General features: G+C 70.5%; 14 protein-coding genes and 1 tRNA gene. 6 read left to right on the top strand and 9 right to left on the bottom strand.

What is annotated here, in order from left to right:
• Positions 1 to 282 carry a hypothetical protein gene (locus AB663_RS06770; RefSeq protein WP_067197107.1) on the bottom strand — a complete coding sequence of 94 codons (282 nt, stop codon included), beginning with the start codon at positions 280 to 282 and terminating at the stop codon, positions 1 to 3.
• A 146-nt stretch (positions 283 to 428) separates the two neighbouring features.
• On the opposite strand from AB663_RS06770, the gene AB663_RS06765 reads away from it, so the two are divergent.
• Positions 429 to 1,076, top strand: a complete 648-nt coding sequence (locus tag AB663_RS06765; RefSeq protein WP_067197104.1) for a LysE family translocator — start codon at positions 429 to 431, stop codon at positions 1,074 to 1,076.
• 15 nt (positions 1,077 to 1,091) lie between these two features.
• Here the strand turns inward: AB663_RS06765 and AB663_RS06760 are convergent, their stop codons facing one another.
• The 3 genes from AB663_RS06760 to AB663_RS06750 all read right to left on the bottom strand — a co-directional run bounded on the left by AB663_RS06760 (position 1,092) and on the right by AB663_RS06750 (position 3,500).
• Entirely contained in the window at positions 1,092 to 1,892 is an 801-nt protein-coding gene (locus AB663_RS06760; protein ID WP_067197101.1) for a DUF1206 domain-containing protein, read from the bottom strand.
• A 52-nt stretch (positions 1,893 to 1,944) separates the two neighbouring features.
• On the bottom strand, positions 1,945 to 2,565 hold the full coding sequence (locus tag AB663_RS06755; protein ID WP_067202321.1) for a GyrI-like domain-containing protein: 621 nt from the start codon (positions 2,563 to 2,565) through the stop codon (positions 1,945 to 1,947).
• 71 nt (positions 2,566 to 2,636) lie between these two features.
• Entirely contained in the window at positions 2,637 to 3,500 is an 864-nt protein-coding gene (locus tag AB663_RS06750; RefSeq protein ID WP_067197098.1) for an AraC family transcriptional regulator, read from the bottom strand.
• Positions 3,501 to 3,640: 140 nt separating this feature from the next.
• Here AB663_RS06750 and AB663_RS06745 point away from each other — a divergent pair, with 140 nt between their 5' ends.
• Positions 3,641 to 4,618, top strand: a complete 978-nt coding sequence (locus AB663_RS06745; RefSeq protein WP_067197095.1) for an NAD(P)-dependent oxidoreductase — start codon at positions 3,641 to 3,643, stop codon at positions 4,616 to 4,618.
• On the opposite strand, the gene AB663_RS17370 is transcribed toward AB663_RS06745, so the two are convergent.
• The gene (locus tag AB663_RS17370) at positions 4,572 to 5,186 is read right to left on the bottom strand and encodes a TetR/AcrR family transcriptional regulator C-terminal domain-containing protein (protein WP_067197093.1); all 615 of its coding nucleotides are present in this window, start codon (positions 5,184 to 5,186) and stop codon (positions 4,572 to 4,574) included. The two genes, AB663_RS06745 and AB663_RS17370, sit on opposite strands and share 47 nt — an antisense overlap.
• Before the next feature lie 187 nt (positions 5,187 to 5,373).
• Here AB663_RS17370 and AB663_RS17365 point away from each other — a divergent pair, with 187 nt between their 5' ends.
• Both AB663_RS17365 and AB663_RS06730 read left to right on the top strand, forming a co-directional pair.
• Positions 5,374 to 6,621: a hypothetical protein gene (locus AB663_RS17365; protein ID WP_067197090.1), complete on the top strand. Its 1,248-nt coding sequence runs from the start codon at positions 5,374 to 5,376 to the stop codon at positions 6,619 to 6,621.
• Positions 6,618 to 8,216, top strand: a complete 1,599-nt coding sequence (locus tag AB663_RS06730) for an amidohydrolase (RefSeq protein WP_067197087.1) — start codon at positions 6,618 to 6,620, stop codon at positions 8,214 to 8,216. Before AB663_RS17365 ends, AB663_RS06730 begins: the two co-directional genes overlap by 4 nt.
• 47 nt (positions 8,217 to 8,263) lie before the next feature.
• Here the strand turns inward: AB663_RS06730 and AB663_RS16845 are convergent, their stop codons facing one another.
• The 3 genes from AB663_RS16845 to AB663_RS06720 form a co-directional block, all read right to left on the bottom strand.
• Positions 8,264 to 8,398 (bottom strand): methionine/alanine import family NSS transporter small subunit, encoded by a 135-nt coding sequence (locus AB663_RS16845; RefSeq protein ID WP_083511146.1) that lies wholly within the window; start codon positions 8,396 to 8,398, stop codon positions 8,264 to 8,266.
• A complete protein-coding gene (locus AB663_RS06725; protein ID WP_067197085.1) occupies positions 8,395 to 10,017 on the bottom strand; it encodes a sodium-dependent transporter in 1,623 nt (540 codons plus the stop codon). The genes AB663_RS16845 and AB663_RS06725 overlap by 4 nt, the downstream gene beginning before the upstream one ends.
• Positions 10,018 to 10,087: 70 nt before the next feature.
• Positions 10,088 to 10,176, bottom strand: a tRNA-Ser gene (locus tag AB663_RS06720).
• Between the two features lie 102 nt (positions 10,177 to 10,278).
• On the opposite strand from AB663_RS06720, the gene AB663_RS06715 reads away from it, so the two are divergent.
• A complete protein-coding gene (locus tag AB663_RS06715) occupies positions 10,279 to 11,142 on the top strand; it encodes an alpha/beta hydrolase fold domain-containing protein (RefSeq protein WP_067197081.1) in 864 nt (287 codons plus the stop codon).
• Positions 11,143 to 11,210: 68 nt separating this feature from the next.
• On the opposite strand, the gene AB663_RS06710 is transcribed toward AB663_RS06715, so the two are convergent.
• Positions 11,211 to 13,487: a glycoside hydrolase family 3 C-terminal domain-containing protein gene (locus AB663_RS06710; RefSeq protein ID WP_067197078.1), complete on the bottom strand. Its 2,277-nt coding sequence runs from the start codon at positions 13,485 to 13,487 to the stop codon at positions 11,211 to 11,213.
• A gap of 123 nt (positions 13,488 to 13,610) precedes the next feature.
• Here AB663_RS06710 and AB663_RS06705 point away from each other — a divergent pair, with 123 nt between their 5' ends.
• The gene (locus tag AB663_RS06705) at positions 13,611 to 14,168 is read left to right on the top strand and encodes a TetR/AcrR family transcriptional regulator (RefSeq protein WP_335338563.1); all 558 of its coding nucleotides are present in this window, start codon (positions 13,611 to 13,613) and stop codon (positions 14,166 to 14,168) included.
• Positions 14,169 to 14,170 lie beyond the last annotated feature (2 nt).

The following is a 14,170-nucleotide window of genomic DNA, read 5'->3' as shown; positions in this document are numbered from 1 at the left end:
TCATGCGGAGATCATAGGTCGCCGACGTGAATCGGCGTGATCGACGACCACCTGCACGGCGCGGTGGAAGTCGTGCACCTGCGCGATCTCGACCGCGCGCGGATACGGATGTCCGCTGTAACAGACGATGACCGGCGGCACCACCTCGACGTACCCGATGGGGGCGCCGTCGATCACCACGTACCGGTCGAGGTCGACCCGCTCGAATCGAGGTTCGGCGGGGACGGTGCCCTCGTCGGTGCCGCGTGCGGAGCCTTCCGGGGTGCGGGTTCTCACAGTCATGGCGGCTCCTCCGGTGGTTGGTGGTGACACCGACGATAGGAAGCGCGGCGAGTTGTGAGAACGCCATTGCCACGGCGCCGCCCGCGGGTTAGCATCTTCGGTCGCCGTGTTCGCCGAAGCCACCGCCGACCCCGTATGCTCGGCCCATGTTCCGTGCCGACACCCTCGCGGCCTTCGTGCTGGCCGCCTTCGTGATGGTCGTGATCCCCGGCCCCACCGTGCTGTTCACGATCGGACGCGCGATGGCGCTCGGCCGTATCGGCGGGTTCCTCAGCATCCTGGGGACCGCCGTCGGATCCTTGGTGCTCGTGGCCGCCGTGGCATTCGGCGTCGGCACCGTGATCGCGCAGTCCGTCGTGCTGTTCACGGTGGTGAAGGTGCTCGGGGCCGCCTACCTCGTCTACCTCGGCGTGCAGGCCATCCGGCATCGCAGGGATCATGCGACCATCAGCGCCTCCGAGCAGCGGCGCCGGTCCGGCATCCGCCTGCTGGCGGAGGGCTTCGTGGTGGGCGTGAGCAATCCCAAATCCATCGCGTTCTTCCTGGCGATCCTCCCTCAGTTCGTCGAGTTGCAGGCGGGCGCGGTGCCTCTGCAGCTGCTCGTGCTCGGCGCCATCGTGGTCGGGATCGGGGTGACGTGCGACGCGCTCTGGGTGCTGGTGGCGAGCGCGGCACGCGACTGGTTCGCCCGGTCTCCTCACCGCATCGAGGCGATGGGCGGCGTCGGAGGTGCGCTCATGATCGCGCTCGGCGCCTTCCTCCTCGTCTGGAACGAGAAGCCCGCCACGGCGTGAGGATGCGATGGCCCGTCACATGCGGGCGAAGCGCGCGCGAGCGATGCAGAAGACGCCGTAGGCGATGAGACCGGCGGCGACGACCCACAGCAGCGCACGCCCCCACGGCAGTGCCAGCAGACTGTGCAGCGCAGCGTCGAGGCCCGCTGCCTTCTCGGGGTCTTGCGTGAGAGCTGCGACCACGAACAGCACGCCGGTGACGGCGACGGCGATGCCCTTGGCGACGAATCCCACCGCGCCCAGAGAACGGATGCCGGTCCCCGCGACTCCGTCAGGGAGATCGAGCGTCTTCTCGAAGCCACGCGTGAACCCAGCCACGACGAATCCCGCTCCCACCGCGACGACGGCGAGGCCGACCGCGACGAGCAGCGCGATTCCGCCGGGTGCCGCGAGGATGCGCGCGCTGAGCGTCTGCTGCGCGTGCTCCGAGTCGGCGCGGCCGCCGACCGCGTAGACGAGAGCCATCACCGAGATGGTCAGATAGGCGATCGCGATGCCGACCGCCTTCACGCGGAGCGCCCATCGTCGCTTCTCATCGGGGTCGGCGAAGAGGAAGGCGCCGGCGATCTGCCACACCGCCAGAGCGCCGAGACCGACGGCGATCACGATCAGGAGGAGCCCGCCGACCGCGGTTCGGCGGATCTGCTCCATCGCGCCGTCCTGGTCGGCGTCGCCGCCCGTTCCGCCCGCCACCGAGATGGCGATGGAGCCGATCACGATGTGCACGACACCGAGCACCACGAACCCGGCGCGGGCGATGCGCCGGAACGTCGTCGAGCTCTTCGCCGTCCGCGCGGCGTTCTTGGCAGTGCTCATGCCGGGAGGGTATCGGCGCAGGAAGCTGCGCGGCCAGGGGGTTGATCCGGAGTCACCGAACCGTCTCGACGGGCTGACGGAGGATGGTGCGGAGCTTCGCAGGGGCCGTGCGCCGCCGGTCGCTGAGGTAGATCTCGTGGTGCAGTCCCGTCATCGTGAGCCCGTGCTCGGGGATGAATCGGTCGTGGATGTCTGCCAGCACCGGGCCCTCGTCGTCGAAGGGCCCGACGTGCAGCGTCTGCACGCACAGCCCTTCGCGGAGGGTCTCGAGGCGCACGTCGCTGAGCAGGGGCGACGGCGTCTTCTTGCGGGCGGCGGACTCCACCGCCTCGGCGAACAGCTCCGGGGTGACGTGATCGGGCACCATCAGCAGGAGCGTCCACAGCCAGCGCGACTTGTCGCGCCGCGACGTGAACGACTCCATGTCCGGTGCGTGCCAGAGGCCTTCGAGCGGCATCACGACCGCGTCGACGCCGAAGCGCTCCCTCGCGGCGAACTTCAGAGCATACGCCACCGGATAGAGGGCGGTCACCGCGTCTGCGAACCGCGGCGAGGTGTTCGGGTCGCCGGCCCCGTCGACCATGAGGTACTGCATGGCGGGGACCTCGACGATGCGGATGACGCCGCGCTTCGCCTGGTACGCATCGAGGGTCTTCTTGGGATCGATCGGCACGCGCCCAGTGTGGCACGAGCCGCCGACATCACCGGAGGCGCACGGTGGGTGCTCCTCCGGCGACGCGAGGCTCACGCGGATTCGACGGGCAGCCAGAGCTCGAACGCCGCGCTCGAGCCGGTGAACTCGCGATATCTCACGATCGAGGGGCCGGGACGGAGCCGCCAGGGGTTCGACGGGAACCACTCGGTGGCCGTGGCCGCCCACAGGTTCTGGAGCGTCTCCGGGAACGGCCCGTCGGCCGAGAACACCGCCCACGGGCCCGCGTCGACGCGCAGCGCGTCGAGGTCGTCCGGGACAGGGGTCGTCGGGAGGAGCGCGACGCCGTGCAGATAGGTCAGCTCCGTCCCCTCCGGCGCGTCGGGCTCGACATCCGCCGTGACCGCGAGGATGCCGCCGGGCTCGGCGTCGGAGAGCTCCTTCAGCCGCGCGTGCTCCTCGGGCGGGATGGCGGCGATGTGCTCCTGGATGCGGGGGTTCACCCCCGTGTGCAGGAGCGGCACGCGCGCGGCGTGGCCGGCGAGCACGAGCTCGGGCAGCGGGGTGATCGTGACGTGCATGGGTGCGCTCCCTTCGACGCTCAGGCGGAACCGGAGCATGGGTTGTGTGCGGAGAGGACCGCCGTCCCGGCGCGCGTCGGCAGGGCCGATGCCGTGCACCGCCCGGAACGCCCGGCCGAACGCCTCGGTCGAGCCGTAGCCGTGCCGCACGGCGACGTCGAGGATGCTCGGCGCACCCGCCGTCAGCTCCGCCGCCGCGACGGTCATGCGCCGCCGGCGCACGTACTCCGACAGCGGCATCCCGGCGAGCGCCGAGAACATCCGGCGCAGGTGGTACTCGGTGGTCCCGTGCCTGCGCGCGAACGCGGCGACGTCCGGTTCCCCCGCGGTGTCGTGCTCGATCAGGTCGACGAGCGCGTTCAGGGTTCCGATCATGGCGATCCTCCTTCCTCGTGTACGTGTCCATCGTCTCGGCCGTCGCGGCAGCGCCGCCCGATCATCCGTGCCCGATGCGATCATGCCCCGAGACCGGCCCCGCCGGCACCTCGCCCGGTACCGTAGGGGCCGGAGGCGCCATGAAGATCCTGATCCCGAACACCATCGAGCTGCGTCTGCGGTCTGAGGCCGAGGCCGAGGTCGTGGTGTACGACGTCGAGTCCGCGCTGCCGCACGAGCATCGCGACGCCGAGGTCCTCGTGGCCTGGCACAATCCGGCCGACCGCCTGCGCGAGGCCGCGCGGGTGCTTCCCGATCTTCGGCTCGTGCAGGCTCTGGCCTCGGGGGCGGATGTCGTGCTCTCCGCGGGTTTCGCCGACGACGTGCGCATCTGCTCGGGGCGGTCGCTGCACGACGGTCCGGTGGCCGAGCACGCTCTCGCGCTCGTCCTCGCCGCGGTGCGGCGCCTGGATCTTCTGCGCGATGCGCAGCGCGAGCACGTGTGGCACGAGGGGTTCATCCGCGCGCAAGCGGCGCCGGAGACGCAGGGCCGCCACACGCTCGCCGGCGCCCGCGTGACGATCTGGGGCTTCGGGTCGATCGCCGCCCGGCTCGCACCGGCCCTCGAGCTCCTGGGGGCGCAGGTGCGCGGGATCGCACGCTCGGCCGGGGTCAGGGAGGGCATCGAGGTGCGCGCCGACGACGACGCTCCCCGCATCCTCGCCGACACGGACGTCCTGATCTCGCTGCTGCCGGCGACGGCCGAGACGACCGACCGCATCGGCGCCGGCGCCTTCTCCGCGCTGCCGCCGGGGTCGGTCTTCGTGAACGTCGGGCGCGGCGCGACCGTCGATGAGCGCGCGCTGGTCGACGCGCTGGTATCTGGGCAGCTGCGGGCGGCGGCCATCGACGTGACCAAGACCGAGCCGCTCCCGGCTGACTCGCCGCTGTGGGACGCGCCCAACCTCCTCATCACGCCGCACGTGGCGGGGAACCGCCCCGTGGGCGCGAGCGCCCTCATCGACGAGAACGTCGCGCGGCTTCGTGACGGACGAGAGCTCGTGAATCAGGTCAGTCCGGATGCCGGTTCCGCAACCGCGTCCGCAAAGACTCGATGAGCACGGACACCCCCAGCTCGAACGTGCGGTCCGACCGCGCGCGACCCCGCTCGGCGCCGTCGAGCAGACGACCGAGCGTCCGGGTCTCCTGTTCGGGCCGCCACACGTCGTCCGGCGACGCGAGGTCGAGTCCGAAACCGATCGCGAACGCGTCGATCACTGCGATGATCGAGAGGATCTCGTCTTCGGGGAACCCGCCGTCGACGAGCACCGTCGCCAGGTCGTCGTAGGCGGCGATCACACCGGGGTCCGTGATCGTCTTGCCGACCAGCAGCGGGACGAGCTGGGGGTGGTCGGCGTACATGCGCCTCTGGGTTCGGAGCATCTCCACGAGATGCTCCTCCCAGCTCGCGTCGGTGCGATCCACGCGATAGGCCTCGATGAGGCGTCCGCGCATGAGCTCGACGATGCCGTCCATGCCGTCGACGTGGTTGTACAGCGAGGAGGGGCGCACGCCGAGGCGGCGCGCGATCGCGTTCACGCCGAACGGCTCGCCCGCGCGCGCCAGGGCGAGCCCCGCGTCGCCGATGATGTCGGGCGACAGCAGCCGCGTGGTCGGTCTCGGCATCTCGCGCTCCTTCGGGCGGTGGTCGGCGGCTCCCGGGAAACCGCCTCTTCCGTGCGGCTTCCCTCCTGTGCATAATAATGAACACCATTCGTTTACGAATACCGTTCGTTTATGGATGCCGTGCTCCACGAAGGCACCCCGCCTCACCCGAACCTGCGCACACCGCCGTGCGCCACCTGGAGTCCCCATGACAGCCACAGACCTCGGCACACGCGTGCCGCTCCGCCTCCCCACCGCCGCCGCGACCTTCGCCATCGGCATCGCCGGATACCTCGGCGTCAACCTCTCGCCGTACATGATCACGGCAGCGCAGACCGCCCTCGACCTCGACGTGCTCACGGCGAGCTGGCTCATCACGGCCACCCTGCTGCTCACGGCCGTCGCCGGCTTGGCCATCGCCCCGCTGTGCGCGGGCGTGCACCGCCGCACGGTCGCTCGAGCAGGTCTCGCCCTCGGCGCTCTCGGCTTCGGTGCAGCGGCGCTCGCTCCCGCGCTCACCCTCGCGGGGCTGCTGGTCGGCGGAATCGGCGCAGGCGGCGCGGTCGCGGCATCCGGTGCCGCCCTGGCTGCCTTCCGCAACCCCGATCGCGTGGCGGGCTTCAACGGACTCGCGAACCGCGGCGTCATCACGATCGTGCTCGCGGTGATCCCGCTCATCGGACTCGCGCCTCTCGACGTCTTCGGCACGCTGGCGCTCTTCAGCCTCCTCGGGCTGCTCGTCTCCGCCTGGCTGCCCGCTGCGCCCGTCATCGGCCCGCAGGCCGGAGCCGCCGTCGCCGAGGCCATGCCGATCGAGATTCCCGAGACCGGCGTCCTCCGCGTCGGGCCCGCGAGCTCGCGGCTCGTGACGCTGGCCGGGTTCGGCCTTCTCGTGGCGTTCGCGCTGTGGGCGGCGAGCGAGGATTCGCTGTGGGCGATGGCCGGTGTCATGGGCGCCGACAGCGCTGGTCTCACCCCGGAAGGACTCGGCATCGCGCTCAGCGGCGCGACGGCGGGAGGCCTGCTGGGATCGCTGCTCCTCATGATCGTCGGCAATCGACTCGGCCGCGCCGTGCCCCTCGTGGTGCTCCTCGGCCTCGGCGGCGCCCTGAAGATCGTCGAAGGGTTCACGACCGACGCGACGTCGTTCATCGTGGTGTTCATCGCCTGGAACACGATCTACGCCATCGCGTTCATGTACTTCGTCTCGACCTCGGCGGCTCTCGACGCCGACGGCCGCTGGTCGGGTCCGCTCCTGGCGGTCTACCTCGTGGGCTCCGCCCTCACGCCCGTGATCGGCGCCGCCCTCGTGAGCGGCCTCGGCTACCAGGGCTTCGCGATCGCGCTCGGGATCGCGAGCTTCGTGCTCGCCGTCCCGGCCGGAGCCATCGCACTCCTGTCCACGCGCCTCGAGCGCGCAGCCACCCCCGTCCGGACCCAGGAGGTCGCCGCATGAGCACGCTCTACCGCAACGCGCGGTTCTTCACGGCAGCGGAACCCGGCGAACCGCTCTGGGCCGAGGCGGTCGTCGTCGACGATGGCGCGTTCTCGTTCGTCGGCGCCGAGGCGGATGCTCCGGCATCCGACGCCGTCGTCGATCTCGAGGGCCGGGTGGTCCTCCCCGGCTTCACCGACGCGCACACCCACCTGCTCATGATGGGCAGCGCACTGGGGCAGGTGGGCCTCACCGACGCGCGCTCTCTGGAGGAGATCCAGTCCCGGCTGCGCGCTGCCCGCTCGGAGGCCCAGGACGAGCTGTACGGTCGCGGCTGGCTGTTCGACGCGATCGAGGGAGGAGCGCCGACGGCCGCGATGATCGACGCCGCCGTCGCCGACATCCCTGTGTACCTCGACGCGAACGACTACCACTCCTGCTGGGTGAACTCGGCCGCTCTCGCGCGGCTCGGCATCACGCGCGAGACCCCCGACCCCATCGGCGGGCGCATCGAGCGCGACGCCGACGGCGAACCGACCGGGATGCTCTACGAGACCGCCGCGGCGCAGTACGTCTGGGCGCACCGCGACGCCACCACGACCGACGCCCAGCGCGACGCCGACGTCGAGCGCGTCGTCTCGGCGTACCTCGCCGCGGGCGTCACGGGAGCCGTCGACATGGCCTTCGACGAGTTCGGGCTCGCCGCGCTCGCGCGCGCCGCGGAGCGAGGCGCCCAGCCGCTGCGGATCGCGGCGCACTGGTTCATCACCGACACCGGGTCGGATGCCGAGAACCTCGCGCAGGTCGCCAGAGCCGCCGAGCTCGCCGCTGCCGAGAACCCCGGAGTGCGGGTGCTCGGCATCAAGCTCGTGCTCGACGGCACGATCGATGCCTGCACCGCGGCCATGCGGCAGCCCTACGCCGACGGCTCGAACGCCGACCCGATCTGGCCGGCCGACCGGCTCTTCCCCGTCGTCGCGGCCGCCGACGCCGCTGGGCTGCAGATCGCGCTGCACGCCATCGGCGACGCGGCGAGCACGCTGGCCCTCGACGCCATCGAGCACGCCATCGCCGTGAACGGCGACCGCCCGCGTCGTCACCGCATCGAGCACCTCGAGTACGCCGCGCCAGGCACGGCGGAACGGATGGCACGGCTCGGCGTCACGGCGTCGATGCAGCCCGTCCACGCCGATCCGGCGATCTTCGCCAACTGGGCCGCGCAACTCGGCGACGACCGTGTCGAGCGCGCGTTCCCCTGGCCGGAGTACGAAGACGCCGGCGCGCTGCTCGCCTTCTCGACCGATGCTCCGACCGCGCCGCACCAGGCGCTGGCGAACATGTACGTCGCCGCGACCAGGGCCTCGGCGCTCGACCCTGCCGTCGCTGCCGTGCATCCGCAGTACGCGCTTCCGCTCGACCGGGCCGTGGCGCATGCGACACGCGATGCCGCGGCATCCGTGGGCGACGGCGCGTGGCGCGGCAGGATCGCCGTGGGGCACGCCGCCGACTTCGCCGTCATCGACGCCGACCCGTTCCGCGCCGGCCCCGACGCTCTGCTGCGGGCCAGGGTCGTGCGCACGGTGATCGGCGGGCGCGAGGAGTACACGGCGAACTGAGCCCGGCGGCTACAGCTGAGCCCGGCGGCTACAGCTGAGCCCGGCGGCTACAGCTCGGTCGGCGGCTGCGGCTCCGCGTCGGCGACCTCGGGGTGGCGTGCGAGGTTCACGACGGCGGCGATGAGTCCGCCCCAGACCGTGACCATCGCGATGATCATCATGACGACGGCGGTGGCGCTCATGCTCCCTCTCCCTTCGGGGCGCGGACCGGCACGGCCGACGTCCCGGTGTCGCGATCGGCCGGATAGTGCTCTGCGGCGAGGAACTCGTCGTACTCGTCGTCATCCCTCGCGTGTGAACGGTCGCCCCACGGCAGCAGCGACAGCAGCACGCCGAGCACCACGAGGGCGACGACCATGCCCCAGCCGAACACGCCGAGGAACCAGCCGGGGTAGCCGCCATAGGGCTCCGTGGTCTTCGAGATGATCTCGCTCACGAAGAGGTAGCCCAGCACGACCGGCGCGAGGGCGCCGACGAGAAGCATCCAGACGCGGCCGACGCCGAAGCTCGAACGGCGGTTGAGGTGGTCGGCGAGCGCCGGGAGGCGGTGCAGCAGCCAGGCGACGACGATCACCGCGACGAGGGCCACGGCCATGATCCCGAACGCGTTGACGAAGGCATCCGTGGTGTCGAGCACCGACAGCGCGGTGGTGGTCGAGAAGAGCATCATCGAGATCACGGCGAGCGGTATCGACACGACGAGGGTCGTGCGTACACGGCCCCACCCGAGCTTGTCCTGCAGAGCCGCGACGATCACCTCGAGGATTGAGATCAGCGACGTGAGTCCGGCGAACACGAGCGCGCCGAAGAAGAGCACGCCGATGATCGATCCGCCCGTCGCCTGCGACACGATCGTCGGGAAGGCGATGAACGCGAGCCCGATGCCCGACGAGGCGACGCCCGACACCTCGGTGCCCTGCGCCTGCGCCATGAACCCGAGCGCCGCGAACACGCCGATGCCCGCCAGGATCTCGAAGCCGGAGTTCGCGAACGCCACGACGAGCCCGGAGCCCGTGAGGTCGGTCTTGCGCTTGAGGTACGACGAGTAGGTGACCATGATGCCGAACGCCACCGACAGCGAGAAGAAGATGTGCCCGTAGGCCGACGCCCACACACCGGGGTCGGCGAGCGCCTGCCAGTCGGGCGTGAAGAACGCGTTGAGGCCGTCGAGCGCGCCGGGGAGGAAGAGCGACTGCACCACGAGGATGGCGAACATCACCGTGAGCAGCGGCATGAGGATGGTGTTGGCGCGACCGATCCCGCGCTTGACTCCGAGCGCCATGATGACGATCACGACCAGCCACACCACGGCGAGCGGGATGCCGACCTGCGGCACGAACTCGGTCGACACACCGGTTTTGGCGACGTCTGCCGACCGGAGGAAGTCGCCGAAGAAGAAGTCGTTCTCATTGCCCGGCCCCCACGTCAGCTGCGCCGAGAACCACGTGTACATGGCGGCCCACGCGATGATCACCGCGTAATAGGCCGCGATCACGACGCAGATCAGCACCTGCCACCAGCCGAGCGCCTCGGCCGAGCGATGCAGCCGCCGGAACGCCAGCGGCGCCGACCCCCGGTAGCGATGGCCGATCGCGTAGTCGAGGAACAGGAGCGGGATGCCGGCGGTGAGAAGAGCGCACAGGTACGGGATGAGGAACGCGCCCCCTCCGCCCTCGTAGGCCACATAGGGGAAGCGCCAGATGTTGCCGAGGCCGACTGCCGAGCCGATGGCCGAGAGGATGAACACGTTCCGCGAGCCGAACGCCTCGCGCTTGCTGGTCTGCGTGGTGGCGGTGGACATGCGAGCGACGATACCGGAGGGCCCGAGATACGACGAAGCGCCCCACTCGGTGAGGGCGTTTCGTCGTCGGCGGAGACGGAGGGATTTGAACCCTCGGTCCCCGTAAGGGGACTCCACCTTAGCAGGGTGGTGCACTAGGCCTGACTATGCGACGTCTCCAGGCATCCGGCCCGAGAGCACGGATGCGTCCTGCCATCATAACCGGTCGTGAGAGCAGTCACGAATCGGGACGCCCGCCCGGCTTCGTGATCTGATGGCTCTATGAGCACGCCCTTCTCCGCAGCCGATGGACTCGTCCGCGTCTACCCCGCCGCACACCCCGACGGCACCGGACTCGTGTGGGCGCACGGCGGCGCCTTCGCGTTCGGCGACATCGACATGCCCGAATCCGACTGGGTCGCGCGTCAGCTCGCGCAACGCGGCACGACCGTGATCTCGGTCGACTACCGCCTCGCCCCGATCCCCACAGGCTTCCGCCCCGACCTCGCCGAGCGTGACGGCGAGCACTACCCCGCCGGTTCCGACGACATGGTCGCGGCCTGGCGCTGGGCCCACGCGCACGCGGAGGAGCTGCACATCCGCCGCGACGCCCTCGCGATCGGCGGCACGAGCGCCGGCGGCAACCTCGCAGCCGGCGCAGCGCTCCGTGTGCAGGGCACAGCGGAGGCTCCGGCGCTCGTCGTCCTCGCCTATCCGACTCTCCTCGCCGTGCAGCCGGCGCCGGACGCAGAGCTCCGCGCCGCACTCGACGCCGACCCAGAAGCCGACACGTTCGGACCGGACTCGGTGCGCTCGATGTACGAGAACTACCTGGGCGGACCCGTCGACGACGCGCCTCTGGCGGCGGTTCCCGGCCGTGCCACGGCATCCGATCTCCGCGCCTACCCGCCGACGTTCATCGTGAACGGCGACGTCGACGAGCTTCGGGTCTCGGGCGAGCACTTCGCAACGACGCTGGCCGCCGCGGGGCGCGAGGTCGAGGTGCTCACCGAGCCGGGCACACGCCACGGTCACCTCAACCGCCCGGAGGAGGCGGCCGCGACGCGCACGATCGAGCGCATCGCCGCGCGCCTGGCCACCCTGTCCGCCGGCTCAGGGCGCAGCGGGACGCAGCACGGCGGCTGACCGACGAACGGCGCCCCCGCACCCGCGATGTCGCGAGGCACGAGGGCGCCGGATCGAGTGTCGTGGTGTCAGGCCCCGGCGTTCGCTTCGGCGAGCAGCTGCTCGATCTGCTCGTAGGTCGCGTCGATACCGGGGAAGCCGACGAGCCGCCCGATCGGGAACGAGGCCATCATCTTCTGCATGGCCTCGTCGTTCGGCATCATCGACGCGGCCGACGAATCCGCCCCCGTGAGCTCGCCCATCAGGCCGCCGAGCGCGCCCATGACGATCGGCCCGGCCACGGGGTGCGCCACGACGTCGCCGATCGACGAGTTCATGGTGAGCGGGAGCCGCACCTCGTCGCCCTGCACTGTCACGCGCGCCGATGAACGGATGTCGCGGCTCGATGCCGCAACATGCACGGTGTACTCGCCGCCCTCCACCACGAACCGATCGACGCGGATGTCCCAGTAGGCGAGGTCCTGGCGACGGATGACGAGGTCGACCGTGCGGGTCTCTCCCGCGGCGAGCGCGACCGACGCGAAGGCCTTGAGCTCGCGCGGCGCGCGCTGCACGATCGATCCGTCGAGCGACACATAGGCCTGCACGACCTCCCGTCCGTCGCGGTCTCCGGCGTTGGTCAGCTCGAACGACACGACGACATCGCCGTCGGCGTCCACGGTCGCCGTGGCGTCACCATAGGCGAAGGTCGTGTACGACAGCCCATGGCCGAAGGGGAACGTGACGTCGAGACCTTTTGCGTCGTACCAGCGGTAGCCCACGAGCAGGCCCTCGCCGTAGCGCACGTGCCCGAACTCGCCGGGGAAGTTGCCGTACGACGGGTTGTCCTCGAGACGCACCGGCACCGTCTCGGTGAGCTTGCCCGAGGGGTTCACAGCGCCGTAGAGCACATCGGCCACGGCGCTGCCGCCGGCCTGACCGAGCAGCCAGCCCTCGACGATCGCCGGCACCCGGTCGGCGAAGGGAAGCGCCACGACGCCGCCGTTGGAGAGCACGACGACCGTGCGCGGATTGACCGCGAGCACGGCGTCGAGCACCTCGAGCTGCACAGCGGGCAGGTCGATGTGGTCACGGTCGAAGCCCTCCGACTCCTCAGCAGCCGGCAGCCCCAAGAAGACGACGGCCACCTCCGCCGCGCGTGCCGCCTCGACGGCCTCGTCGCGGAGTTCGTCGGCTGAGCGGCCGGATGCCGCGACGGCACCGCCCTCGACGGCGAACCCCGGCGCGTACGACACGGCATCGCCGCCGACCTCGCGGAGCGCGTCGAGCGCCGCGTCCACGCGGGTCGGGTTGATGAGTGACGACCCTGCGCCCTGGAAACGAGGTTCGCTTGCGAAGGCGCCGATGACCGCGACCCGCTGGGCGGGCGCGAGGGGCAGGAGCGCTCCGTCGTTCTTGAGCAGCACGATCGACCGTCCTGCGGCCTCGCGGGCGAGCGCGTGGTGCGCCTCGACGTCGAGCGGTCCGGCCACCGCGGGGCGCTTGCCTGCCTTGGCCACGAGGTCGATCGCGCGCTGCGCGGCGGTGTCGAGCACGCTCTCCTGCAGACGACCGTCGCGCACGGCCGCGACCAGCTGCGCATCCGTCCGCCCGCCCGATGACGGCATCTCCAGATCGAGGCCCGCGGCGACACCGGCGACGCGGTCGTTCACCGCTCCCCAGTCCGACACGACGAGCCCGTCGAAGCCCCACTCGTCACGCAGCACGCGGGTGAGCAGCCACGGATCCTCCGACGTCCACACGCCGTTGAGCCGGTTGTACGAGCACATGACAGTCCACGGAGCGGCATCCTTCACGACCCGCTCGAAACCGCGCAGGTAGATCTCACGCAGAGGTCGCGGATCGACGTCGGAGCTCACGCGCATCCGGTCGAACTCCTGGTTGTTCGCGGCGAAGTGCTTGAGCGAGGTGCCGACGCCCTGCGACTGGATGCCCCGCACGGATGCTGCGCCGAGAACTCCCGACACGATCGGGTCCTCCGAGAAGTACTCGAAGTTGCGCCCGCAGAGCGGAGAGCGCTTGATGTTGATTCCGGGGCCGAGCACGACGGCGACGTCTTCGATCGCGGCTTCGACACCGATGGCGGCGCCGACCCGTTCGACGAGCTCGGGGTCCCACGACGAACCGAGGCCGACGGCCGGCGGGAAGCAGGTGGCGGGCACACTCGTGGCCAGGCCGAGGTGATCGGTGCTGCCTGACTGTTTGCGGAGACCATGCGGGCCGTCGGTCATCATGACCGACGGCAGACCGACGCGATCGACCGCTTTGGTGGTCCAGAAGTCCGCACCGCTCGTGAGCGATGCCTTCTCCTCCAGGGTGAGGTCGGATGCCGAGATCTCGGTCATGAGGGTCCTTTCGCGGTGACGTCGATGTCCTGCGAAAACTATATGCCGCTAAGTATTAGATTCCAAACGTCGTTCAGGTTTACGGTGGAGGCTATGGCACGGCGAGGTTCGTACGCGAAAGGCGTGGCGCGACGAGAGGAGATCCTCGAGAGCGCGCTCGACGTCATCGGCCGCAAGGGCTATCAGAGCGCCTCGCTCAAAGAGATCGCCGACGTCGTCGGGGTGACTCCCGCAGCCCTCCTCCATTACTTCGGCTCGAAGGAGGAGCTCTTCACCGCTGTGCTGCGCAAGCGCGACGAGAACGACGGGCTCGATCCCGCCGTCCGCGGGCTCGACGACGCCCGCGACGGCTTCGTGCAGGTCATCCGGCACAACGCCGAAGTCCCTGGACTCGTCGAGCTCTTCTCCCGGCTCGCCGTCGACGCCGCCGACCCTCGGCACCCGGCTCGGCAGTTCTTCCTGGAGCGCAGCGAGAAGCTGCGCGAGGCGTTCGCCGAGGGCTTCGACAGCGACGCCGACCGCTCAGGAGTGCTCGAGCCCGACACCATGGCCCGCGTGATCCAGGCGGTGGCCGACGGCTTGCAGCTGCAATGGCTGATCGACCCGAGCGTCGACATGGCGGGGATCATCGAGAAGCTCATCGACGTGCTCTACCCGACCACGCCGCGTCCCGGCCACTGACT

Source organism: Microbacterium sp. XT11, assembly GCF_001513675.1.
Classification (GTDB): domain Bacteria; phylum Actinomycetota; class Actinomycetes; order Actinomycetales; family Microbacteriaceae; genus Microbacterium.
The sequence above is the reverse complement of the archived record's forward strand: the minus strand, read 5'-3'. Positions and strand labels throughout refer to the sequence as shown.

Excerpts from the sequence above, each read along its gene's own strand:
- AB663_RS06770 (WP_067197107.1), bottom strand. The coding sequence starts at position 282 with ATGACTGTGAGAACCCGCACCCCGGAAGGCTCCGCACGCGGCACCGAC.
- AB663_RS06765 (WP_067197104.1), top strand. The coding sequence starts at position 429 with ATGTTCCGTGCCGACACCCTCGCGGCCTTCGTGCTGGCCGCCTTCGTG.
- AB663_RS06760 (WP_067197101.1), bottom strand. The coding sequence starts at position 1,892 with ATGAGCACTGCCAAGAACGCCGCGCGGACGGCGAAGAGCTCGACGACG.
- AB663_RS06750 (WP_067197098.1), bottom strand. The coding sequence starts at position 3,500 with ATGATCGGAACCCTGAACGCGCTCGTCGACCTGATCGAGCACGACACC.
- AB663_RS06745 (WP_067197095.1), top strand. The coding sequence starts at position 3,641 with ATGAAGATCCTGATCCCGAACACCATCGAGCTGCGTCTGCGGTCTGAG.
- AB663_RS17370 (WP_067197093.1), bottom strand. The coding sequence starts at position 5,186 with ATGCCGAGACCGACCACGCGGCTGCTGTCGCCCGACATCATCGGCGAC.
- AB663_RS17365 (WP_067197090.1), top strand. The coding sequence starts at position 5,374 with ATGACAGCCACAGACCTCGGCACACGCGTGCCGCTCCGCCTCCCCACC.
- AB663_RS06730 (WP_067197087.1), top strand. The coding sequence starts at position 6,618 with ATGAGCACGCTCTACCGCAACGCGCGGTTCTTCACGGCAGCGGAACCC.
- AB663_RS16845 (WP_083511146.1), bottom strand. The coding sequence starts at position 8,398 with ATGAGCGCCACCGCCGTCGTCATGATGATCATCGCGATGGTCACGGTC.
- AB663_RS06725 (WP_067197085.1), bottom strand. The coding sequence starts at position 10,017 with ATGTCCACCGCCACCACGCAGACCAGCAAGCGCGAGGCGTTCGGCTCG.
- AB663_RS06715 (WP_067197081.1), top strand. The coding sequence starts at position 10,279 with ATGAGCACGCCCTTCTCCGCAGCCGATGGACTCGTCCGCGTCTACCCC.
- AB663_RS06710 (WP_067197078.1), bottom strand. The coding sequence starts at position 13,487 with ATGACCGAGATCTCGGCATCCGACCTCACCCTGGAGGAGAAGGCATCG.